The sequence below is a fragment of the Pullulanibacillus pueri genome, from assembly GCF_014639255.1.
In the GTDB taxonomy this organism is placed as follows: domain Bacteria; phylum Bacillota; class Bacilli; order Bacillales; family Sporolactobacillaceae; genus Pullulanibacillus; species Pullulanibacillus pueri.
Genome location: NZ_BMFV01000031.1, coordinates 19,473 through 43,172, shown reverse-complemented (window position 1 = coordinate 43,172; position 23,700 = coordinate 19,473). Strand labels below are relative to the sequence as shown.

The following is a 23,700-nucleotide window of genomic DNA, read 5'->3' as shown; positions in this document are numbered from 1 at the left end:
GAGTGGAAGGAATGGTTGAAAGAAGACAGCCTATATTAGTAAGTGAAGCAGTGAGCAGAGTGATGAACTATGCCAAGTTGGGCGAAAAGGAAAGGGTCTCTTTGACAGAGGCTGCGGGAAGATATTTGGCAGAGGACTTAATCGCTGCCCATGATGTCCCCGCCTTTGATCGTTCACCTTATGATGGTTTTGCGTTGCGATCGGTGGATACCCAAGGAGCAAGATTTGATCATCCCATCACATTGGAAGTAGTTGGCGCTATTGGTGCCGGCTTTGTACATAAAGATACGGTTGAAGCAATGCAGGCGGTACGGGTGATGACAGGTGCGGCTCTTCCTTCGGGATGTGATTGTGTGGTCAAGTTTGAACTTACTGAGGAATCAGTAGATAACGGAAAGGACCTTATAACGATAAAAAAACCTTTTGAGACAGGAGAAAATGTTTCTTTTCAGGGAGAAGACACAAAAAAAGGGACAATCTTAGCGAAAAAGGGAACCTATATCAATCCAGGGATCTCAGCTTTACTCGCCACTTTTGGCTATAGCGAGGTGAAAGTTGCTAAAAAACCGTTGATTGGCGTGATTGCAACAGGTAGTGAGTTGCTGGAAGTAGATCAACCGCTTGAAGATGGAAAGATCCGCAATAGTAATGCGTATATGATTATGGCGCAAATTGAAAGGGCGGGCGGAGAGGTTATATACTTTGGTCAGTTCAGCGACGATTTTGATACTTGTTTTAATGCTGTTAAAGAGGGGCTTGCGCAAGTGGATTTTTTGATCACGACAGGAGGAGTGTCGGTCGGTGATTTTGATTACTTACCCGCGATTTATGAAAAACTAGGCGCTACCGTTCTTTTTAACAAAGTGGCAATGCGACCAGGAAGTGTGACGACGGTTGCCTCATTCAATGACCAACTCTTGTTTGGCTTATCTGGAAATCCTTCAGCTTGTTATGTAGGGTTTGAACTGTTTACTCGTCCTGTCATTCAGACCTTTTTGTATAATGGGACCCCCCATTTGAAGCACATTAAAGCGTTATTGGGAGAGGATTTTGAAAAAGCCAATCCTTTTACTCGATTTATTCGCGGCCAACTAGACTATGATGTTGAAGGACGTTGTATTGTCACGCCGTCAGGTTTTAATAAGTCAAATGCTGTGACATCGCTCGCGGAAACAAATGTCTTAATAGTCATTCCAGCCAAAACGAAAAATAACGAGCGTGGCAGCGTAGTCGATGCTTTATTAGTAGAAGAGGTTCAAGGAAGTGAGTGGCCTTGGGACAAAGTCGTTTTATCCTACAGGTAGTAGGCTATCAAGATAGTGGGAAAACAACCTTAGTAGAGAAGCTCATTGGAAGGTTAAAGGAACAGGGCGTGAGCACGGCCGTCATTAAGCATCATGGGCATGGTGGGTCGCCTGATAGTGAAATCACTGCAAAGGATAGTCTCCGCCATTTTAATGCTGGAGCTATTGCTGCGGGTGTAGCAGGGGCGGGCGTTTTACGCTTATCAGTGAATGTGGCTGAGTGGAGCCTTGAGAAACTCATACAGCTCTATGATTTTTTTGCTGTTGATCTCTTGTTGATTGAAGGGTATAAACAGGAAGATTATCCTAAAATTGTTTGTATTCGTCATGAAGAAGAGCTTCATTTACTCACTAAGCTGACGCGTGTGCTTTGCGTGATTACTCATGTCCCTATTCCTCAAGAACATTTTCCCAATCTCCGCTGCTTTCAAGTTGAAGAGGAGCAACGCTATATGGATTATTTATTGAATAAGGTGGTGAGGAAAGAATGAATGAGGTACGACTTTTTGAAATTGTTGACCAGCCGATAATAATTGAGGATCTCATACATAAAGTAGCAAGTAGAGAAGTGGGGGCTATTACAACCTTTATAGGCACGGTTAGGGAATTTACGGGTGGTAAGAAAACCTTATTTCTTGAATATCAAGCCTATCAAACCATGGCGGAAAAGATGTTGAGTAAAATTGGCGAAGAAATTAAAGAGAAATGGCCGGATGCAATGGTTGCTATTACGCATCGTATTGGAAAATTAGACATCATGGACATTGCAGTGGTCATTGCGGTCTCTTCCCCACATAGAAAAACAGCCTATGAAGCAAACGAATATGCAATTGAGCGAATTAAGGAAATCGTCCCCATATGGAAAAAGGAACATTGGGAGGATGGGACGGAATGGGTAGGTAATCAGCTTGAAACCGTCCGCTATCCTGCCGGAAGACCTATTGAGGAAGGAGAATTAAAGTGATTCATATTTTACTTTTTGCGGGGATTCAAGAAGAACTGGGGATGGACCGATTAGAGATCGAATCGGAAGGGATTCAGACGGTAAGAGAATTGAAAGCATATCTCGGACAGAAATATCCAAGTCAAGTACTCAAGCAATCGATGACGGCTATCAATGAAAATTTTGTAACAGAAGAGGAGGAAATAAAAGAAGGTGACACAGTGGCCTTTATACCTCCGGTGAGCGGAGGGTAAAAAAGCAGTGAGAAAGGAGAACGAATTTCCTTTTTTAGAAAGAATGACAAACGAACAAAAATAGACAACAGAAAAAGGAGAAACAGGTGGATTAAATGAAAAAGATTTTAGGTTTGATGATGGTGGGGATATTACTAATCATCACGGGCTGCTCATCAACAGGGATAGAGAGCTCCCAAGCAAAGGAAACAAAGGAAACAAAAAAAGCGAAGGTTGAGCTTACAATCTCAGCGGCTGCAAGCTTAAAAGATGTATTAACCGCTGCCCAAGAGTCATTTGAAAAAGACCATCCAAATATTAAGCTTTCTTATAATTTTGCATCTAGCGGGACTTTAGAGCAACAGATTTTACAAGGGGCCCCTGTTGATTTATTTTTCTCGGCTGCCGAGGATCAATTTAAAGAAGTTGAAGAAAAAGGGTTCATTGATAAGAAGGATGCTGTGAACTTAGTAGGCAATGAAATCGTCCTTGTTGTCCCTAAAAATAGTCAAAGCCCAATTCAATCTTTTAATGATTTAAGCAATGTTAAAGGACAGATAAGCATTGGTACGCCTGAATCGGTGCCTGCTGGTCAGTATGGAAAAGAGACACTTGAGCATCTCCACTTGTGGGATTCATTAAAAGATAAAATGGTGTATGCCAAGGATGTACGCCAGGTGCTATCTTACATAGAAACTAATAGTGTCAAAGCTGGGATCATCTATAAAACAGATGCTGCGATTTCAGATAAGGTTAAAGTGATTGCATTAGCACCATCAGGGAGTCATACTCCTGTTATTTATCCTTTGGGAATATTAAAAGGGACATCACATCCAAAGGAAGCGAAAATGGTGTATGATTATCTCCAAAGTAAAAAAGCCAAAGACATTTTTAAGGAGTATGGTTTTGTAACACAACTAGGAAATGAAGAGTGATGACCGATTTTTGGACGCCTGTTAAACTCTCATTAGAGGTCTCATTCCTTTCTTTAATCGTTGTTTGCATTTTAGGCACACTTATGGCCAAAGGGATGGCGCGGCGACATTTCAGGGGGAAGATTGTATTAGAGACAATCCTTTTGTTACCCCTTGTTCTCCCACCCTCAGTGGTTGGTTTTTTACTGATTATAATCTTTGGGGTGGAAGGGCTCGTTGGACAGTTTTTTACACACTTACTCCATTTGAAGCTTATGTTTACATTGGCAGCTGCAGTGATTGCGTCATCTGTTGTCGCTTTTCCGCTCATGTATCAGTCAGCAAAAACCGGTTTCGAGCTTATCGATAAGGACATAGAGAATGCTTCCGAATTAGATGGTGCGGATCCCTTTAAAGTGTTTTGGTATATTTCCTTACCTCTTGCTTCAAGTTCATTGATTACCGGTGCGGTTATGAGTTTTGCGAGAGCTTTAGGTGAATTTGGAGCGACTTTGATGTTTGCGGGAAATATCCCAGGGAAAACCCAAACGATACCAACAGCTATATATGTCGCCTTTGATTCGGGCGAAATGGGGCAGGCTTGGCTATGGGTACTGACGATTATTGTTATTTCTTTTATCATGTTGACTTTTGTTTTTTATCTCAATCATCTAAAGCAGAGATAACGTTTTGGAAAGATTGTTTGCTATTTTTTCCTTTATATTGAGACGTAGATAAACTTGGTTTATAATAAAAGATAAGAAACAACCCGTTGGAGCGATGATAATATCGTGTTATGGCTCTATCAGCTGTTTGATGCTAACTGGAATGGTATGTTAGTACGGTGTGCTAATTTATTACTCCTCTTTGAGGTGATTTGTCGATAATGGCAATGACCCTTATAGAGGAGTTTTTACTTTTCCATAAATTTTGGAGGCTGGATTGTGTCTTGGACTGTGTTGCACATCATTGGAATCATGGCTTATGCTGCAAGTGGTGCGCTGGTGGCAATAGAAACAAAATATTCGTTTATAGGAGTCTTTGTGTTAGGATTAACAACCTCTTTTGGGGGAGCGGTGGTTAGAAATCTTATTATTGAAGCACCACTGTCAAATCTATGGGATTCAAAAACGAGCGCTGTAGTGTTCATAACGCTAACGCTCATTGTCCTTTTGCCGGTAAAATGGATGCAACATTGGAAGAAATGGGGATTGTTTTTTGATTCCATTGGTCTTGCGACATTCGCGTTACAGGGAGCTTTATTAGCGAGGTTTGCTCATGAACATTTTGGGTTTGTTTTGTTGTCTGCAATGTTTACGGGTGTTGGTGGGGGGATGATTCGAGATCTTCTTGCGAGAAAACAGCCACTCGCTTTGAAAGAAGAAATTCACACGGTTTTAACCATTCTTTGTGGTTTGTGCGTTTGCTTAGATTGGACGCAACCGCTCCAACTAACACTGATTGTCTTTGTTATTGTGACACTTCGTATGTTGGCGATTAAGTTTCATTGGAAAATTCGATTGTGTTACCCCTTAAAAAAGTGAGCTTTTTCCAAGAAGGAGGAGATCAACTTTTTAAGCGGAAAGGTTGGGTAACGACTCCTCTAAACTAGAAATATAAGTGAATTCTTGCAAGAAACTTCAAAAGGGGGTAGAGGGTTTAACTGGAAGCGAAAAGAGGAATAAATGGAAAATTAAAAAAGAACTTGGCGTTGAGCGAGAGCACTGAAAAAGTCCTCTTTACAACAAGGTGTTGTCGAGAGGTTGATTTCCGCTCCAGGTCGCTCGCTTTCCTCATGCCCACAGGACTAAGGAAAGCGACTAAGAGATTAGTCCTCGCAGAAAAATCGTGTTCTTACGATTTTTTGACGTGGGTAGGATCGGTGTTGTCACAGGACGTGACGATTTTAACTAAAAGACGCTAAAATCTTTTGGTGGCTTTTGACAAGGGGTGGAAGTTCCTCTACTGGAAAGTACTTAAGATTAAGTGATTCATCATCGTGGAGTGTCAAACAGCCCGATACCTCACGAGACACATAAGCAATGGTGAGAACATAAAATTCATCACCATTTTCGGCAACAGCGAAATAATCTTTTCCAGAAAAAACACCAAGAAGGTCGAGAGCGCCAACGGTTAGTCCGGTTTCCTCAAAGACTTCTCTTCGGGCAGTTTCTTCCGTTGATTCTCCAAGCTCCATTAATCCTCCAGGGAGCCCCCAGATACCATAAGGATGTTTGCGTTGCTGAAGAAGGACCTGATCTTTTTCGTTCAGAATAATGACTACTGAGCCGGGGAGAATGACCGGACGATGTCCAATTAATTTTCTTAGTTCTGTGATATAGTCCATTGTAGACTCCTTTCCTTTTGCCATTCCGGACGGAGAAGCGAAAAGAGTAACGCATCATGGGATTGATTGTTTTGAAAGATGTAGCCTCGGAGCACTCCTTCTTTTTTAAAGCCTTGATTGATCAGGAGATGAACCGAAGCTGCATTTTCTGGAAAAGTGACGGCGGCTAGCCTGAAAAGTCCTAAGCCATCGAAGGCATATTCAATCAAAGTATTGAGAGCCTCGGAGGTATAGCCTTTATTCCAATAGTGTGGATGTAACTCATACCCAACCTCAGAACGTTTATTCCATTGACTTAAATTGTTATAACCTATTGTTCCGATAAAGGTTTGACTTTCTTTTAAAATAATCGCCCAGCGCATGCCGATCTGTCTGGCGTAAGTGGATTTGAACGAAGCAATAATTTGCTCCGCTTGCCCTTTACTCGATAGGCTGTCCATTCCGTAATAATGGGTGACCTCATCTAAGGACATGACGTGATAAAAATCTTCAGCATCCTGTTCAGTTATTTCACGTAAATATAATCTCTCAGTTTCAAAACTTGGAAAGGACATAGATTAGCCCCCTAAAAGAAAAGTGAATTTACTTACTAGTATACCAAACATCTTGCTTGATAGGGTCTGGAATTGGGAAATAATAGATTGTTTTGGCCAGAAACGATTATCCTAATCTCGATTTACAAGCTCCTTAAATTTGGAAGGTTTTTTTACTCCACAAACGAACGCTTATTCGTTATGATAGAAGTATAGTGCCAAAGCATTGGCAGTCCTTTCGAAGGTTGATATGATAGAGAGGATAATAGTAGAGGAGAGACCTTTATATGAAGGTACGGAAGACAATGGCCGATATTTTATCGGTATTAAAACAAGATGAGAATATTGCCTATTGGAAGACGATCCCTGGTCAAGCTGCGCGATCGGTCGCGTTTCCGGAAACGATGGATCATCGACTCGTTAACGCTTTAACACGCCGTGGCATCCCATCCTTATATACACATCAGGCGCAAGCCTTTCATATAGCTGAACAGCAGAAAGACCTTGTTGCTGTGACACCAACAGCTTCAGGGAAAACGTTGTGTTACAATTTGCCTGTGCTTCAGACAGTTTTAAAAGACTCAAGTAAACGTGCGCTTTATTTGTTTCCGACAAAAGCCTTAGCACAGGATCAGAAAAGTGAAATGAACGACATCATTGATGAAATGGGCGTTTCTTTAAATAGTTATACATATGATGGCGATACGCCAGGGAATATACGTCAAAAAATTAGGCAGGCGGGGCATATTGTGATCACGAATCCTGATATGCTTCATTCGGCAATCCTGCCCCATCATACGAAGTGGGTGTCTTTATTCGAAAATCTTAAGTATATTGTGATTGATGAGCTCCATACTTACCGCGGTGTATTTGGCAGTCATGTCGCGAATGTCATCCGGCGTTTGAAACGGATTTGTCAATATTACGGGAGTAACCCCACCTTCATTTGTACGTCGGCAACCATCGCGAATCCTAAAGAGCATGCCGAACGCCTCACAGGACGGAAGATGACACTCATTGATGATAATGGGGCACCTTCTGTTAAGAAGCATTTTATCTTTTACAATCCACCGGTTGTGAATCAGCAAATGAATATACGCCGAAGCGCTTCCTTAGAAGTTCGAACTTTAGCGAAGGAATTCCTCGAAAACGAGATTCAAACGATTGTGTTTGCTCGAAGTCGAACACGGGTTGAAATTTTACTGAGCTATTTACAGACCTTGAATAAAGGGCGTAAAGACAGGGCAACCATTCGTGCCTACCGTGGGGGCTATTTACCTTCAGAAAGGCGGGAAATTGAAAAAGGCTTACGCTCTGGGGACATTCAAGGGGTTGTCAGCACGAATGCTTTAGAGCTCGGAGTCGATATTGGTCAGCTTCAAGTCTGTATTATGACGGGATATCCAGGCTCTGTTTCCAGCACATGGCAACAAGCGGGACGGGCAGGGCGCCGCGAGGACGAGGCGGTGATTCTCTTGGTTGCGACATCAAGTCCGCTTGACCAATATATTATTCAACATCCTGATTACTTTTTTGATCGGAATCCTGAGGAAGCGAGAATTAATCCTGATAACCTTATTATTTTAGTCGACCACATTAAGTGTGCGGCTTATGAACTCCCTTTTAAGGAAGAGGCTACCTTTGATGGGATAGAGGTTGAAGAAATTTGCCGCTTTTTAAGTGATGAAGATGTCCTTCATCTCCAGGCTGGAAAATGGTTTTGGATGAATGACGGTTTTCCAGCAACTAATATTAGCTTGCGATCTGCTACACAAGATAATGTGGTCATTATTGATCAAACACAAGTGGCAAATGTAAAAGTGCTAGGGGAAATGGATCGTTTCAGTGCCATGACTCTCTTACACGAAGAGGCGATTTATATGCACCAAGGGGAACAATATCAAGTGGAAACCTTAGATTGGGAAGAAAAGAAAGCCTTTGTTCGCCAAGTCGATGTCAATTATTATACAGATGCCAATTTAGCGGTTCAGCTTGATGTGCTAGAAGCTGACAAATCCGCTGTTGATTCTGAAATGATGGAGCGGGCTTACGGTGATGTGTCTGTCCGAGCCAAAGCTACCCTTTTTAAGAAAATCCGCTTTGAAACCCATGATAATGTAGGTTGGGGGCCTATTCATTTACCCGAGGAGGAAATGCATACCTCCGCTGCTTGGATGAGCTTTTCTGAAAGCTTTGTAAATCAGTTAGGTGCAACCAAATTTGAAGAAGCGTTGTTGGGGATTTCTCAAATTTTAAGACATGCGGCACCATTATTTGTCATGTGTGATCCTGTCGATCTGGCGGTTGTCCCGATGATTAAAGCGCCACATAATGAAAAGCCGACGATCTTTTTATATGACAAATATCCTGGAGGCATCGGATTGAGTGAGAAGTTGTATGAACGTATGCCATTCTTATTAAAAGAAGTGTTGAAAATGGTCGAACGTTGTCAGTGCGAAAGCGGTTGTCCTTCTTGTATTGGGACAGATTCCGGAGATAAAAAGGGCATTCAAAAACTTTTAAGAGCGCTAATAGGTGAGAACACTTATGTCTCTTAAAAAACAGTTGGATCGTTATAAGAAACATTTAAAGCAGCCAGGGCATGTGGAAAAGGAGACAACACCGCGCGTCTCATTAACAGATATCCAATTAGAAAAAAGTATGAAGGAGGCAGCAGGACAGCTTGGAGCCTCCATCCTTACTCATGAACAAGAAGCGATCTTAGTGAAAGAGCAACGTGTCTCTTTGCAGGAGAAGTACGGGAGATATCCCTTAGCAGACATCCATGAGGCGGTAGCGATGTGGCAAAATGACTTAGTAGAGCACCCTCTGTCTGCAGCAGGACGCAAGGCTTCAGATCTCTTGTTTTTTGATACTGAAACAACAGGGCTTCAGAGTGGGGCAGGGCATATGATCTTTCTCCTCGGGTGTGGATGGATTCAAGGAGAGGATTTTGTTGTTAAACAATATTTTTTACCGGGACCAGGTCATGAAACGGCCTTTTATTATCATTTTCTAAAAGACGTGACAGACTTAACGAACTTGGTGACCTTCAATGGCAAGTCTTTTGATTGGCCTCGGGTGAAGACGCGAGTGCAATTTGTGCGTGAACGGGTCCCTATGCTACCTGCTTTTGGTCATTATGATCTGCTGCATGCTTCGCGGCGGCTCTGGAAAGAGGATTGGGAGAATGTGCGCCTGCAAACAATTGAAGAGAAAGTTCTCGAGTTAGGGCGCGCGGGTGATGTCCCAGGACATATGGCACCCTTTCTATATTTTCAGTTTCTAAAGAGTCCTAAGGCCTCCCTTATCGAGGGGATTTTTAAACATAATTATGATGATATTAAGACATTACTTGTCCTTTATATTCATCTTACGCATCTACTTCATGGTAAAAATGTTCAGAGAACACCTAAGGAGTCTTATGCTATTGCCCATTGGTTTGCCAGTTTAGGAATGACACGGGAAGCTATTATAGTCCTTAGAGCTTTGACGGATACAGACACTAACCACGATAAAAGCCGTGCGGGTGCGTATCAGCTGCTCGGCGAATGCTATAAAAAATTGGGTGAAAATGATCTTGCCTTGCAATATTATCACTATGTTGTGGGTGAGTTAGACTATCCTTCTGTGAATTCTTGTATTGAAATCGCAAAAATTCTTGAGCATCAGAAACAAGACTATGAACAGGCAATGTACTATGGGGAGAAGGCCCTTGAAATTTTAGACAAGAAAAAGATCATAAATAAAGGAAAGTATCATAAGATGAGAGCTGAGGTATTACATCGGCTGGCAAGACTTCAGCACAAATCGAAGTGAAAGTAAAGGGAAATAAGTAAGAAAAGGCTTTTATTCCCCGGGCAAGCGCATAAATAGGCAAAATACGCCATTTTATTGACAACAATTGTCAGCGAAGAACGAAAAAATCCCTCTTTTGTCGAATCGTGAAACGATATACAATGAATAGGCAAGATAATTTAAGGGGGAAAAGGGATGTCACGCTTACTTGTTGTGATGTTTTTGGTTATGATCTGTACTGTTTTTGTCGTTATGAATATGGTTTGAGCCTGGAACAGAGGTGTATAATGGTTAATGTATTAGCAATTACTGGATATAAACCTCACGAACTTGGCATTTTTAATGATGATCACCCTGGTTTAAAGGTGATTAAGCATGCATTAAGGAACCAACTGCTATCTTTTATTAATGAAGGTACAGAGTGGTTTTTAACAAGTGGACAGCCAGGGGTTGAATTATGGGCTTCAGAGCTTGTACTAGAATTAAGGGATGACTATCCTCAAGTGCAATTGTGTATTTTGACCCCATTCCTTGAGCAAGAAGCGCGCTGGCCAGATCCTGCCAAAGAGAAATATCAAATGATCTTAAGTGAAGCGGATTTTGTTGAAAGTATCACAAAGCGCCCTTATGAAAATCCGGGGCAGCTTAGACTGAAAAATGATTTCATCATACAAAAGAGTGATGGACTCCTCGTCTTGTATGATGAAGAAACACCGGGGTCGCCAAGTTATTATCTTACTCCGGCAAAACAAAAACAAATGACAGGGGATTACCCCATTATTTATGTTAATCGTTATGATTTAGAAGCGGCTTCACAAGATTTGATCGAGAGCGATCCAAGATATTGGTCACAATAATGATTGACAATTTTCTGTTGGTCTGAAACAATATAAATTATCATGTCAATGGCTTGAGGTGACGTTCATTGGACAATAAATTAACGCAATTAACGACAAAAGATATTCTCGAACAAGATTTCAAAACAGCTTTACGGGGGTATTCTCCTGATGATGTTGATCAGTTTTTGGATACCATAATAAAAGATTACGAAGCTATGAATCGAGAAATTCAAAGGTTAAGACAAGAAAATGCACGTATGAAACAAGAACTGACACAACAAAAATCAGAGCAACGGCGCCCTATGGCTGCACAAGGACAGACTAATTATGATATTCTGAAACGATTGTCTAATCTTGAGAAGCATGTGTTTGGTAGTCGTTTACAGGATTGATTAAGCTTTTCTATGAATTGCCAATGCTAAACACTTGCGTTTTCTCTTGTGTTTTAGTATAATTAATTTTTGTGACAGTGTTGTTGAGGTTGGGTAATCGCTGTACTCCACTTGAGAGTATAGAGGAAAGTCCATGCTCGCACGATCTGAGATGATCGTAGTGTTCGTGCCTAGTCAAAAAATAAGCTAGGGTAGCTCGGCATGGCGTCCGGGCTAACGGCGAGAGAAGCGCCTAAGTCCATTTGGATATGGTGTGACCTCTCTGAAAAGTGCCACAGTGACGGAGTTCCCAAGGAAACACGGGAAGTGGAACGCGGTAAACCCCTCGAGCGAGAAACTCAAATTTGGTAGAGGAACTCTCCAGAAGGAAATGAACTGAAGGAGGGACAGGCGATTAGCCTGTAGATAGATGATTACCACCAAAAGTACGAGAAGTCTTGCTTCGTTATTCAGTACATTGGAACAGAACATGGCTTACAGACTTAACAACACTGAAGCAACCAGTCCCTTTATGGGGCTTTTTGTTTTATAAAGAGTAAGGAACGAGAAGATATTGCGTTTTTTGTATAATACCAGAATTTATAATTTGAAGTCCAATGAGTGGCTGTTGTTGATGTTGACTTTTGGTGAAAAGCAATTTTATGCCTAACGGAATAGGGAACGGGTATGCTTTACTCTCGGTTTTTCTCATAGCTTCTCACCTATTTTGTAAGGCGAGATTTGTAACTGTTCCTTGTTTTACGTTAAAATCCAAGTGATGAGACTGTACATACATAGAGTGATGAGCATCAGTACATATTAATATCTAATTATTGGAGGCTACCTATGTCGTTAGAATTGATCGCAACCACAGCAATGGGAATTGAAGCCATTGCTGCAGATGAACTCAAAGCACTCGGCTATAAAGACCTAACTGTGGAAAACGGCAGGATTACATTTAAAGGTGAGCCTTACGATATCTGTCGTACCAATCTATGGTTACGAACCGCAGATCGTGTGAAAATTAAAGTGGGAGCCTTTAAAGCCACAACCTTCGAAGAACTTTTTGAAAAGGTTAAAGCCTTACCGTGGGCAGAATATCTCCCCGTTAATGCTGAATTTCCTGTTTCGGGGAAATCTGTAAAATCAAAGCTTTTTAGTGTTTCGGACTGTCAAGCGATAACTAAGAAAGCCATTGTCGAAAGCTTAAAACAACATTATAATCAAGACTGGTTTGATGAAGACGGCCCTAAGTACAAGCTAGAAGTCTCATTATTAAAAGACATCGCAACACTGACCATTGACACGACGGGGCCGGGGCTTCATAAACGTGGTTACAGATATTTACATAGTGGTGCCCCATTAAAAGAAACATTAGCGGCAGCGATGATCTATTTAACACGTTGGACACCCGATCGGCCATTTGTTGATCCTTTTTGTGGATCAGGGACTTTGCCCATTGAAGCTGCAATGATAGGCCAAAACATTGCACCTGGCTTCAACCGCGACTTTATCTCTGAAGAATGGCCTTTATTTCAGAATGACGAATGGGAAAGAGCCCGTGCAGAAGCTGATGAAAAAGCCAACTATGATCAACCTCTCACTATTTTTGGCTCAGATATCGATCATAAAATGGTTGAGCTCTCGAAAAACAATGCTATGGAAGCGGGATTTGGTGACCTTATACAGTTTAAGCAAATGCAGGTCACTGACTTTACAACAAATCAAGAAAATGGCGTCATGGTCGGTAATCCACCTTATGGCGAACGCTTGGGTGAAAAAAGAGAAGTTGAAGAGATGTACCGTAAAATGGGTGAGGTTTTCAAGAAATATGATACCTGGTCTTTCTATTTTATTACATCCAACGAAAACTTTGAAAAGCTCTACGGGCGCAAAGCCACCAAAAAACGCAAGCTCTTTAATGGTATGATTCGAACAGACTACTACCAATTTTGGGGAAAGAAGCGGGACAGAGGGACAGGAACCTTGTCCCACTCAGACATGGGCTAAATGAGGACGACAAACGGGTTAAATCATGGGCAGCACTACATTGATTGACGCTATGCCGTTGGTATAATTGTTAAAATAAAGTTAAAACCACTGTAAATGTTGAATGTTATCATATACAGTGGTTTTTGTTTAGGGGAAAATGTGCAAGGGAGATGGTAATGCCATTAAATAAGTGAAAAAGTACTAAAACTTTATAGATCCCCCTCATTCACGCTTCATTCCCTGTTTGTTCTGCTCGTTCTACTTTTTTGATAAAGAAGGATAGGATTAAACTAATAACCCCGACGATCAAGATAGTCAGATAGGCATCGCTAATCCCTTGGATGGAAGCATCCATCACCATATGAGCTTGGGATTCACCACTTGTGGCATGAAGTGTCATAATCTCTTTGAGATGTGTTTTTGTTCTGTTTGTCATAATCGTGACAAGCAAAGAAGTGCCTATCGCACCAGCGACTTGCCGAGCGGCGTTTGAAATAGCGGTGCCATGGGCATTAAGACGAGAAGGGAGTTGATTAAGTCCTGCGGTTTGGATCGGCATTAAAAATAACGCCATGCCCACACGACGACCGGCATATAACAAGATCAGAAAGGTATAGCTCGTTGAATCCGTTAAGTTTGTAAAGCTATATGTGGTAAACAGGATTATTGTAATCCCAATGATTGAAAGCCATTTTGCCCCGAAGCGATCGAAGAGTTTTCCAACGACAGGGCTTAATAGCCCCATTAATAGAGCCCCAGGTAACATTAAGACTCCCGCCTCTAACGCAGTAAATCCCCTAGCGTTTTGAAGGTATAACGGTAATAGAATCATATCTGCATACATGACCATTGTAATAACACAATTAATGATTGTTGTTAAAGAAAACATATTATATTTAAAAGCCTTAAGGTCAAGGAAAGGGTGACTAGAGATTAATTGTCTCCATGTGAATAATCCAATGGTTATCGCCCCTATGAGTAACGAGAGGATGACCTCAATGTTGCTCCAGCCTTCGTTTCCAGCTTCACTGAACCCATAAAGAAGTCCACCAAATCCTATTGTTGAAAGAATTAAACTCATCACGTCAATCCGACTCGGCGTTGTTTCAGATACATTTTTTAGAAAAATAAAACCACAAATGATAATGATGATAACAAAAGGAATCATGCCGTAAAATAAAGTTTGCCAAGGGAAAGCATCGAGAACGTAACCCGTAAGTGTAGGGCCTATTGCAGGCGCAAATATGATGGCCAGCCCGACCATTCCCATCGCAGTGCCTCTTTTTTCTGGAGGAAAAAGGGATAATACGACATTCATGAGTAATGGCATGATAATCCCGGTACTGGCCGCTTGGATGAGACGTCCAATAAGAAGGATAGAAAAGTGGGGAGCTAAGGCAGAGACAAGGGTTCCTATGAGGAAAATAAACATCGAGCTTTGGAATAACTGTCGCGTCGTAAAACGCTGCATTAGAAAGCCAGTAACAGGGATAAGCACACCGTTGACTAACATATAACCAGTAGTCAGCCATTGTCCAGTTGAAGCTTGTATATTGAAGTCATCCATGAGCGTGGGAAGAGCGACAGTCATTGTCGTTTGATTAAAAATAGCAAAGAAAGCACCTAAAATCATAATGACTAAAATGGGACCTTTTTTTAATGGTTTAGTATCTGGTGTTGGGCTTTTAATCAATCCATTTCATCCTTTCCTGATGTGTGAAAATAGTTTGATAATGTGCGGTATGTAGAAAATTAAAACAACATATAAAATTATAGATATAAGGAAGGAGAGTTTCAAGGAAAATAGAATTTTCAATCGATATTTATTAACGTGTTTAAAAGGGCGGAGAGAAGCTTTTACCAGGACAAGTCCGGGTTAATGGTATTGGTCCATCCTTTTCGTGGGGATTACTATACATCCTTTATTCGCTTTTCATTTTGGACCTTCATTTGTAATGTATATCACAGAAATGGAGGTGAAAAAGTTTTATCATGAAGTTATGTTCGCTTCTGGAGGTTAACTTGGTTATATCCTATAAAATTTTAGTCCTTATTCATATACTTTCAGCAATTTTGGGAATGGGACCTGGATTTGTTTTTGTTTTCATAAAAAGAACAGCCCAAACGATGACAGAGCTCCGCCATTCGTACAGAATTACATTTCTTCTTCATCGTTTTGTTATGCTGGGAGGGACTTTACTTCTAGTGACAAGGTTGTTAATGGGGAGTTTACATGTAGTCTTGTTTCAACAAGGCTGGTATATAACAAGCCTTATTTTATTCTTGGTTGCTCTTGGCATGGGTCAATGGTGCTTTCTCCTATTATAAATCAAATGAAAGGACTCATTGCAGAAACTAAAGGAGAAGGTATTCCAAGGGGAGACGCAGAATATCGTTGGAATCTTTAGTGAACTCTCAGACACTGATTCTAAAAAATATGAGTGTATGTTCTTCGTCATTAGGGCATACCAAATACATAGTTAAATAAAGGATTTAATCGCTCGATTTCTACGTCAAAGATGACTTAATCCTTGACTACACGCTCCGCCAACTTTAGGCGATACCTTCTACACATAAACCTGTACGGGACCTATTTTCGTCTGTATGTTATGGTTATATTATGATGAATGGCTATTTTTAACTGAGCTTAATTATCATTGTATTAACAAGTGATGTGTTTTATATGGAGACGTAATATTTTTGAGAGGTGGAAGGTAGACATGAAATATGTACGATTAAAAAATCAAGAGATTCCTCCAATTGCGTTAGGGACCTGGTCCTGGGGTAACGGTGTCAATGGCGGAGATACTGTTTTTGGTAACAATCTAAATGATGAAGACTTAAAGCCCGTGTTCGAGACCGCAATGGAGGCTGGATTCAATTTATGGGATACTGCTGCTGTTTATGGAATGGGGGCTTCAGAAACAATTTTAGGGAAATTTATTCAAGCCAATAACAATGTTCTAATCTCAACAAAATTTACTCCAGGTGCCCAGGAATCTATGGATCAGGCTCTTACTGACAGCTTAAACCGTTTAGGTGTCGATCATGCTGATATTTATTGGATCCATAACCCTAATGATGTGAATAAATGGACAACGAAACTTATTCCACTGATGAAAAGTGGAAAAGTTAAGCATGCAGGTGTTTCAAACCATAACCTAGAGGAAATAAAACTGGCTGCGTCGATTTTGGAAAAGGAAGGCCTACAACTTTCTGCCGTTCAAAATCATTATAGCTTGCTTTATCGTTCCTCTGAAGAAGCTGGAATTATTGATTGGTGCAATCAACATGATGTTTTATTCTTTTCTTATATGGTTTTAGAGCAAGGTGCACTAACAGGGAAATATAATGCCCAACATCCGTTCAAAACAGGCACAAGGAGAGGTGAAGCCTTTAATACAGAAGTGCTTCAAAATTTGTCTTCTTTATTAGAGGTAATGGATAGAATGGCGCACTCACATGGAGTCGATCCGGCGCAAATTGCGATCGCCTGGTCTATTGCAAAGCGGACAGTGCCGATTATTGGTGTCACAAAACCGAAGCATATTGAAGGCGCCATATCAGCTGCTAAGGTTATTTTGACCCAACAGGAAATTCAAGCATTAGAAGAAGCTGCAAAGGCGACAGGGATTGAAGTCCAAGCCGCATGGGAAAAGAAGATGCAATAGTCATAACTTAAGGAATCACTTAATAATGAGGCAGGTCTATGGACTATCTGTCTTTTTATTAATGTGAGACAAAAAAGAATTTAAGTTTATTGATTATAACCAGAGCGTTTATTGTGTACCTTAATATTGATAGGATATAAATAAGGCTAATCTCATTGTTGGACATAAAGAATATCAAACGCTTAGGATAAAGGTAGAATGATTATAGAAAGGATGGAGCCAATGAAAGTTCTTGTTGTTGGAGCCAATGGACAAATTGGCAAGCATTTAGTGAAATGTATTCAGGAAAGTGGTCATCATAGTGCGAGAGCAATGATTCGGAGTAAAGAGCAGGCCGCCTCTTTTGAAGCATTAGGGGCTGAGACATTTGTCATGGACTTAGAGCGGGGAGTCGAAGAGATAACAAAAGCCGTGAGAGGGGTCGATGCCGTTGTCTTTACTGCGGGTTCTGGCCCTCATACAGGAAAGGATAAAACCATAATGGTGGATTTAGATGGTGCCGTCAAGACGATTGAGGCGGCTCAATCAGCAGGTGTCAAAAGAGTGATCATGGTTAGCTCTTTTGATACAAGACGTGAAGCCATTCTTTCCGCCTCCCCTTCCTTTGCGCCGTATGTTGCAGCAAAATATTATGCAGACGAATGGTTAAGAGCCACAGATTTAGACTATACCATCGTCCATCCGGGAGGGCTGACCAACGATAAAGGAACAGGTCTCGTCAATGTGGGAGTTGAAGTTGAACGAGGAACCGTACCTCGTGAGGATGTGGCAAACGTCATTTTGGAATGTCTAGAAGATCCAGCGACAATTGGGAAAGAATTTCAAGTGGTTTCTGGAGACACACCTATTAAGGAAGCTTTGAAAAAGATGTAGTACAAAGAGTTACTCACTGTTCAAAGTTTAGGTTCAAAGGGTTTGAAGAAATAGACGCTTTGATGAGAAACCTTTGTATAGTTATTGGTGAACTTTTGTTACAATCTCGTAACCCTTTGTAATATATGAGGGTTTTTGAACCTCTGATGGGGGATATTGGTAATGGTTTATGGATGGATATTTTTAACTTATTCGATGAAAGGCTATATTCACCAAGCCTTTCTTTCGTTTATAGATAATAACCCAACTTTTGGATAATGATTGTTTATATTACATTTGATAGCCTAATAGTAGTTCAGGAATAGAGACTACTAGGAGGCTCATATGAATTTGATGAACAAAGTGATGAAAATTTTCGTTGTTTCGATTATAGTATTATCCCTTTCTGCTTTTGTTTTTAATAGACAATCAGAGGCAGCGACCTCGCATAAAGTGTCCTATGGTGAAACCTATTGGAAAATCGCCAAGGGATTTGGGATTCGAATCAATAGCTTAATGACGGCTAATCATCAAAAACCCCTTTATGCAGGAGAGACGATAACACTTCCTAATTCTCCTATTTCTTTATCGGATAAAAAACTGCTTTATCGTTTGGTGCATGCTGAAGCTGTGGGAGAACTCTATGCAGGAAAAGTTGCTGTTGCAACGGTCGTGTTAAACCGTGTGCAAAGTTCTTTGTTTCCCAATACCGTCTCTGGCGTTATTTACCAAATTTCTGGAGGGCATTATGCTTTTACTCCTGTTCAAGATGGTCGAATTAACGAGCCAGCGGATGCGGAATCGAAAAAAGCTGTCAACGAAGCTTTGGCATTAATGGGTAAAAGTAGTGGTTCACTTTACTTTTATAATCCAGCAACATCTTCAAGTGCATGGATTTTATCTCGACCTGTTACAGTAAAAATTGGTCATCATGTGTTCGCAAAATAATAATTGTAAATGAATGACACCAATCCTTTAAGGGTTGGTGTCTTTGCATTCAATATAGATAATAAGAGTTGCTGGCGCTGCCTTTTAGTAAAAGACTATTCAATGTCTCAACGAGGATCGCTCTTCCCCAGTTTTTTAAATTCTTAAACGACATCATGACGCTATACATTCTTTTTTATGTTAAAGTTTTAATGGACATATTAAATAAAGTTTGATTAAATATTTAAAATATATTTAACACGCTAAAAGGGGTTTCGGGGATTTGAACACAAAATTTTTAGATTTATTAGCTCAAAAATATGAAAGTGAAGAAAAAGTCGTAACGGAGATTATTAATCTGGAAGCGATTCTTAATCTCCCAAAGGGAACAGAGCATTTTGTGAGTGACTTACATGGAGAATTTCAGGCATTCCAGCATGTGTTAAGGAATGGTTCAGGGAAGGTAAAAGAAAAAATAAGAGATATTTTTAAAGAGGAGCTCACTGAACAAGAAATTAACGAGTTTGCGACATTAGTTTATTATCCAGAGGATAAACTGAAACTGATTAAAGAAGGGTTCGCTAATGATAAAGCCTTAAATGAATGGTATAAATCGTTTATCGAGAAAATGATTAGGCTGATCCCTTATACATCTTCTAAATATACTCGCTCGAAGCTTCGTAAGGCTCTGCCAAAACAATTTGAATTCATTATTGAAGAGTTACTTTATAAAACGGATGAATTTGCCAATAAAAAACGATATTATTCGAGTATCCTTGAACATATTATTTCTCTGGGACAGGCAGATAAACTGATTATCGGTTTGGCTTACACGATTCAGCAGCTTGTTGTGGATCACTTGCATGTTGTTGGCGATATTTATGACCGTGGACCTGAACCTGACAAAATCATGGATACATTGATCAATTATCACTCCACTGATATCCAGTGGGGCAATCATGATGTCCTATGGTTAGGCGCCTATGCTGGATCTAAAGTGTGCCTGGCCAATATTATTCGTATTTGTGCACGTTATAATAATTTGGCCATCATTGAAGATGCCTATGGGATTAATTTAAGACCGCTTCTCAATCTTGCGGAGAAATACTATGGTGACAACCCCGCTTTTAGACCTAAATTACAATCAGGAGTAAAGCTATCTGATCAAGAAACGGTACAAATCACGAAGATTCATCAAGCCATTGCTATGATTCAATTTAAACTAGAGAGTCCTATTATTAAGAGACGTTCCTTTTTCAATATGCAGGATCGACTTTTACTTGAGAAAATCAATTATGAGAAAAACGAAATAACACTTCATGACAAGACCTATCTCTTAGAAAATACTTGTTTTGCTACAGTGAACCCTGATCAGCCTGATCAATTGTTGGAGGAAGAAGTACAAGTGATGGACAAGCTCCTGTTCTCTGTCCAGCATTCGGAAAAATTGACGAGACATATGAATTTCCTTATGAAAAAGGGTAGTCTTTATTTAAAGTATAATGGCAACCTATTGATCCATGGTTGTATTCCTTTAGATGGATCAGGAAAAATGGAAAAAATGGTCATTGAGGATAAGCCCTATGCCGGTCGTGACTTGCTGGACCTTTTTGAAAAGCATTTACGCTATAGCTTTGCTCACCCAGAGGAGACAGAGGATCTTTCAACTGATATGGTTTGGTACTTATGGACAGGTGAATATTCCTCACTGTTTGGAAAACGAGAAATGACAACTTTTGAAAGGTATTTCATTCGGGATAAAGCTACACATAAAGAGAGAAAAAATCCATACTACTATTTGCGTGAAAACGAAGACATCTGTCGAAATATTTTAAGTGAATTTGGGCTTAATCCTGACCACGGGCATATCATTAATGGCCACACACCCGTCAAGGAAATTGAAGGGGAAAATCCCGTAAAGGCCAATGGCAAGATGGTTGTCATTGATGGTGGCTTTTCTAAAGCATATCAATCGACAACGGGGATTGCGGGATACACTTTACTGTTTAATTCCTTTGGGATGCAACTGGTTGCCCATAAAAAGTTTAGTTCAAAAGAAGATGTCTTGAGGGATGGAACCGATGTTTTATCGGTTAAACGTTTGGTCGATGAGGAATTAGAGAGAAAAAAGGTCAGAGAAACGAATGTTGGCGAGAAAATCCTACAAGATATCTCCATTTTAAAAAGCTTGATGGAATATCGGTATATGAAGTGAAATATAAAGACTGACTAAACGACAAGTAATATAAATTTAATAGATTTAAAACAAAACCCTAATCTTGATATATTATGATAAAAACGGGCAAATGATCGTAGATCTTGTTGGAGTCAATGGAATCGTGTAGAAATATTACGAGAAATAGCGGTTTAATGACATCACGTTGTAGTTCTTACACCTTGTTTGAAAGGAGATATTAAAGCACCAGTATTGATAACGGAGGTACTTAGGAATGAAGCTATTATTGAGATTTTGTCTCGTAGTTATTATCTTTATTTTTCTAACGGAAACGCCAATGGCGTCAGCCGAGAATGCAAACGATTTGAAGAATAAAATAAATCAGGATATAGAGAATCGCGAAAAGACGCTTGATGATTTACAAGATAAAAAAGCCGATTTAAATGGCATCGAGGGTCAACAAGCTAATATTACTCAAAAAGTCCAAGAGCTTGAATCTCAAATTGAAGAGTATAATAATAAAATTCAAGTAAAACAAGACGGGATCGATAAAAAGCAAAAAGAGGTCCAATCACTAAAAAAACATATTAAAAGTCTTCAAGATCAAATGAAAAAGCGAAAAGAATATATTGCTAAAAGAATGCGGGCTACTTATAAACAGAGTGGAACGCATCAGTATTTAAAATTGCTTTTAGACTCTGAGGACTTTGGTGACTTTGTTAGCCGGATTTATTTTATCAGTCAAATTGAAAAACATGATCGTGCCATACTTGATGAACAAATGGATGATAAAAAGAAGCTAGAAAAAAATCAAGACGAGCTTAAAAACACCTTAAATAAATTGAACGGTGATCTCCAGAATCTCAAAAATCTTAAGTCAACCCTTGATAGTAAAAAGGCCAGTCAACAGGCTTATTTGACACGGCTTAAGGAAAAGGGAAATGAAATTCAAACGACAATTAAAAGCAAACAGCAGCAAGTCGCGTACTATAAAAAACAAGAAGAAATTCATAGAGCCGAACTTAAGGAATGGGAAAGGAAGTTACTTTCTAATTCCAATATTCCCAAGGAAATTCAGCAGTTTGTTGACCCTGCGCAACAACTTGATAAGAGCACAGGTATCCCTGCAGCGATTACCATTGCTCAAATAATTTTAGAAAGTGGCGGACAGCTATCAACACTGGCCACTGAGGCAAAAAACTTGTTTGGGATTAAAGGCCAAGGTCCTGCTGGTACCTACATTATCGACACCAATGAAGTGGTGAACGGCAATACAATTACGGTTAAAGCCGGATTTAAAAAGTATGACACCTATTATCAAAGCATGGTAGATCATGCCAAGACATTGCAACTTTCAAGATACCAAAACTATTTGAGGAATGCTCATAGTCTTGAAGATTACGCCTATGGCATTCAAAGTGGCGGTTATTCAACCGATCCAACATATGCCAGTAAGATATTAACCATCATTAAAGACTATGGTTTAGCTAAATATGATAGTGGTAGTTTTTAAGTTTATAAACACTCCTTTGTAAAGAGGCTAGTGGTACCCGCCTAAATTAGTGGGTACCACTCTTTTAATATAAAAAAACATAAATTTTAGTTTGTCTTCAGAATGGCTAGTGTTGATTTTTGCTCCAGAACACGCGCGTTCTTCATCCGTATTGTTCAGGGAAAAGCTTCTTAGAGAATAAGCTTCGCAGGAAAATTTTGTTTTTACTGTTTTTGACGTAGTAGGGTTGGCATTTGATGCAAAATCACGGGCTACGAAGAAAGCATTCTTGGTACAAATCAGGCGTCTATATGGAGTTGTTGCTCGTTGCCTTTCCCGAGGGACTCTTGTTTAGGCACCAGTGAGAATGTTGTATAGTGTCCCTTTCCTATGTGGTAAAATATAAATATTAAAAAAATGGAGGATACCCTATATGACAGTTGGAGGAAAAGAAGATATTGAAGGTCTCAAGAAAATCGGCAAAATCGTTGCGTTGACAATAAGTGAAATGAAACGTCAAACACGTATTGGAATGACAACCAAGGAATTAGATGAGATTGGAGGACGTTTTTTAAAAAGCCATGGTGCGGTTTCTGCCCCAAAGGTCACTTACAATTTTCCAGGGAATACATGCATTAGTATAAACCAAGAAGTGGCACATGGAATACCGGGAGATCGGAAAATCCGAGAGGGTGATCTCATCAATATTGATGTCTCCGCAGAACTCGGAGGTTATTTTGCCGATGCGGGCCATTCTTTTCAAATGCCTCTTTTCAATCCTTCATTGACGCGCCTTTGCCAACATACGTACAATACGATGATGAAGGTGATCTCATCTCTTAAGGCTGGTGTAAAAGTAAATGAAATCGGAAGAATAATTCAGCGCGAGGCCAGAAAAGGTGGCTATAAGGTCATAATGAATCTGTGCAGTCATGGCATTGGAAAATCTCTCCACGAAGCACCTGAAGAAATTTTACCTTTCTATAGTAAAGATGATAAACGTGTTTTGGAGGAGGGTTCAGTGATTACTATTGAGCCTTTTCTGTCGACTGGGGCAGAGTATGCTGTTGAAAGTTCGGATGGGTGGACTCTTCGGTTACCCGATAAGGGCTTTTGTGCACAACATGAGCACACCATCATTATCACAAGGGATCAACCAATCATTACAACGATAGCTTAATTATGGTGTTTTACTGGGCAGACTTCTTTAGTCATCGCATACCGCCTGTAAGACTCTACTTTAGTCAAAACTGAGGTGCTTCCTTGGTTTATTATGTGTTTCTTATCCGTAGTAGGGACTTTTCTCTT

General features: G+C 40.2%; 22 protein-coding genes and 1 other RNA gene. 20 read left to right on the top strand and 3 right to left on the bottom strand.

The window, feature by feature from the left end; all coding sequences use genetic code 11:
- The first annotated feature begins 11 nt into the window (after positions 1 to 11).
- The 7 genes from IEV91_RS16610 (at position 12) to IEV91_RS16580 (ending at position 4,938) form a co-directional block, all read left to right on the top strand.
- Positions 12 to 1,304 (top strand): molybdopterin molybdotransferase MoeA, encoded by a 1,293-nt coding sequence (locus IEV91_RS16610; RefSeq protein WP_188498552.1) that lies wholly within the window; start codon positions 12 to 14, stop codon positions 1,302 to 1,304.
- Positions 1,268 to 1,795, top strand: a complete 528-nt coding sequence (gene mobB / locus IEV91_RS16605; RefSeq protein WP_188498551.1) for a molybdopterin-guanine dinucleotide biosynthesis protein B — start codon at positions 1,268 to 1,270, stop codon at positions 1,793 to 1,795. The genes IEV91_RS16610 and mobB overlap by 37 nt, the downstream gene beginning before the upstream one ends.
- Positions 1,792 to 2,268 carry a molybdenum cofactor biosynthesis protein MoaE gene (locus IEV91_RS16600; protein ID WP_188498550.1) on the top strand — a complete coding sequence of 159 codons (477 nt, stop codon included), beginning with the start codon at positions 1,792 to 1,794 and terminating at the stop codon, positions 2,266 to 2,268. The genes mobB and IEV91_RS16600 overlap by 4 nt, the downstream gene beginning before the upstream one ends.
- Entirely contained in the window at positions 2,265 to 2,501 is a 237-nt protein-coding gene (gene moaD / locus IEV91_RS16595) for a molybdopterin converting factor subunit 1 (RefSeq protein WP_188498549.1), read from the top strand. The genes IEV91_RS16600 and moaD overlap by 4 nt, the downstream gene beginning before the upstream one ends.
- Positions 2,502 to 2,596: 95 nt before the next feature.
- A complete protein-coding gene (modA, locus tag IEV91_RS16590; RefSeq protein ID WP_188498548.1) occupies positions 2,597 to 3,415 on the top strand; it encodes a molybdate ABC transporter substrate-binding protein in 819 nt (272 codons plus the stop codon).
- Positions 3,415 to 4,080 carry a molybdate ABC transporter permease subunit gene (gene modB, locus IEV91_RS16585; RefSeq protein WP_188498547.1) on the top strand — a complete coding sequence of 222 codons (666 nt, stop codon included), beginning with the start codon at positions 3,415 to 3,417 and terminating at the stop codon, positions 4,078 to 4,080. The genes modA and modB overlap by 1 nt, the downstream gene beginning before the upstream one ends.
- Before the next feature lie 258 nt (positions 4,081 to 4,338).
- Positions 4,339 to 4,938, top strand: coding sequence for a trimeric intracellular cation channel family protein (locus IEV91_RS16580; protein ID WP_188498546.1), 600 nt, complete (start codon positions 4,339 to 4,341; stop codon positions 4,936 to 4,938).
- 362 nt (positions 4,939 to 5,300) lie between these two features.
- Here the strand turns inward: IEV91_RS16580 and IEV91_RS16575 are convergent, their stop codons facing one another.
- Both IEV91_RS16575 and IEV91_RS16570 read right to left on the bottom strand, forming a co-directional pair.
- Complete coding sequence (locus IEV91_RS16575; protein ID WP_188498545.1) at positions 5,301 to 5,741, bottom strand: NUDIX hydrolase; 441 nt, start codon at positions 5,739 to 5,741, stop codon at positions 5,301 to 5,303.
- Positions 5,720 to 6,295 carry a GNAT family N-acetyltransferase gene (locus IEV91_RS16570; protein ID WP_188498544.1) on the bottom strand — a complete coding sequence of 192 codons (576 nt, stop codon included), beginning with the start codon at positions 6,293 to 6,295 and terminating at the stop codon, positions 5,720 to 5,722. Before IEV91_RS16570 ends, IEV91_RS16575 begins: the two co-directional genes overlap by 22 nt.
- A gap of 266 nt (positions 6,296 to 6,561) precedes the next feature.
- On the opposite strand from IEV91_RS16570, the gene IEV91_RS16565 reads away from it, so the two are divergent.
- The 6 genes from IEV91_RS16565 to IEV91_RS16540 all read left to right on the top strand — a co-directional run bounded on the left by IEV91_RS16565 (position 6,562) and on the right by IEV91_RS16540 (position 13,292).
- Positions 6,562 to 8,832, top strand: coding sequence for a DEAD/DEAH box helicase (locus tag IEV91_RS16565; RefSeq protein ID WP_188498543.1), 2,271 nt, complete (start codon positions 6,562 to 6,564; stop codon positions 8,830 to 8,832).
- On the top strand, positions 8,822 to 10,093 hold the full coding sequence (locus IEV91_RS16560) for a ribonuclease H-like domain-containing protein (RefSeq protein WP_188498542.1): 1,272 nt from the start codon (positions 8,822 to 8,824) through the stop codon (positions 10,091 to 10,093). Before IEV91_RS16565 ends, IEV91_RS16560 begins: the two co-directional genes overlap by 11 nt.
- A 266-nt stretch (positions 10,094 to 10,359) precedes the next feature.
- The gene (locus IEV91_RS16555; protein ID WP_188498541.1) at positions 10,360 to 10,929 is read left to right on the top strand and encodes an SLOG family protein; all 570 of its coding nucleotides are present in this window, start codon (positions 10,360 to 10,362) and stop codon (positions 10,927 to 10,929) included.
- A 68-nt stretch (positions 10,930 to 10,997) separates the two neighbouring features.
- Positions 10,998 to 11,303: a cell division regulator GpsB gene (gpsB, locus tag IEV91_RS16550; protein ID WP_188498540.1), complete on the top strand. Its 306-nt coding sequence runs from the start codon at positions 10,998 to 11,000 to the stop codon at positions 11,301 to 11,303.
- An 85-nt stretch (positions 11,304 to 11,388) separates the two neighbouring features.
- Positions 11,389 to 11,785: RNase P RNA component class B (gene rnpB / locus IEV91_RS16545), an RNA gene on the top strand.
- A gap of 343 nt (positions 11,786 to 12,128) precedes the next feature.
- Entirely contained in the window at positions 12,129 to 13,292 is a 1,164-nt protein-coding gene (locus IEV91_RS16540; protein ID WP_188498539.1) for a THUMP domain-containing class I SAM-dependent RNA methyltransferase, read from the top strand.
- Between the two features lie 208 nt (positions 13,293 to 13,500).
- On the opposite strand, the gene IEV91_RS16535 is transcribed toward IEV91_RS16540, so the two are convergent.
- Positions 13,501 to 14,907, bottom strand: a complete 1,407-nt coding sequence (locus IEV91_RS16535) for a DHA2 family efflux MFS transporter permease subunit (RefSeq protein WP_188498569.1) — start codon at positions 14,905 to 14,907, stop codon at positions 13,501 to 13,503.
- 359 nt (positions 14,908 to 15,266) lie between these two features.
- Here IEV91_RS16535 and IEV91_RS22105 point away from each other — a divergent pair, with 359 nt between their 5' ends.
- The 7 genes from IEV91_RS22105 to map all read left to right on the top strand — a co-directional run bounded on the left by IEV91_RS22105 (position 15,267) and on the right by map (position 23,572).
- Complete coding sequence (locus tag IEV91_RS22105; RefSeq protein ID WP_373284460.1) at positions 15,267 to 15,602, top strand: DUF2269 family protein; 336 nt, start codon at positions 15,267 to 15,269, stop codon at positions 15,600 to 15,602.
- A gap of 392 nt (positions 15,603 to 15,994) precedes the next feature.
- A complete protein-coding gene (locus IEV91_RS16525; protein WP_188498537.1) occupies positions 15,995 to 16,945 on the top strand; it encodes an aldo/keto reductase in 951 nt (316 codons plus the stop codon).
- Positions 16,946 to 17,167: 222 nt separating this feature from the next.
- On the top strand, positions 17,168 to 17,818 hold the full coding sequence (locus IEV91_RS16520) for an SDR family oxidoreductase (protein ID WP_188498536.1): 651 nt from the start codon (positions 17,168 to 17,170) through the stop codon (positions 17,816 to 17,818).
- A 333-nt stretch (positions 17,819 to 18,151) separates the two neighbouring features.
- Positions 18,152 to 18,745, top strand: a complete 594-nt coding sequence (locus tag IEV91_RS16515) for a cell wall hydrolase (protein WP_188498568.1) — start codon at positions 18,152 to 18,154, stop codon at positions 18,743 to 18,745.
- A 262-nt stretch (positions 18,746 to 19,007) separates the two neighbouring features.
- A complete protein-coding gene (locus IEV91_RS16510) occupies positions 19,008 to 20,939 on the top strand; it encodes a fructose-1,6-bisphosphatase (protein WP_188498535.1) in 1,932 nt (643 codons plus the stop codon).
- Positions 20,940 to 21,174: 235 nt separating this feature from the next.
- Complete coding sequence (locus tag IEV91_RS16505; RefSeq protein WP_188498534.1) at positions 21,175 to 22,413, top strand: glucosaminidase domain-containing protein; 1,239 nt, start codon at positions 21,175 to 21,177, stop codon at positions 22,411 to 22,413.
- A gap of 412 nt (positions 22,414 to 22,825) precedes the next feature.
- The gene (map, locus tag IEV91_RS16500; RefSeq protein WP_188498533.1) at positions 22,826 to 23,572 is read left to right on the top strand and encodes a type I methionyl aminopeptidase; all 747 of its coding nucleotides are present in this window, start codon (positions 22,826 to 22,828) and stop codon (positions 23,570 to 23,572) included.
- Positions 23,573 to 23,700: the final 128 nt, after the last annotated feature.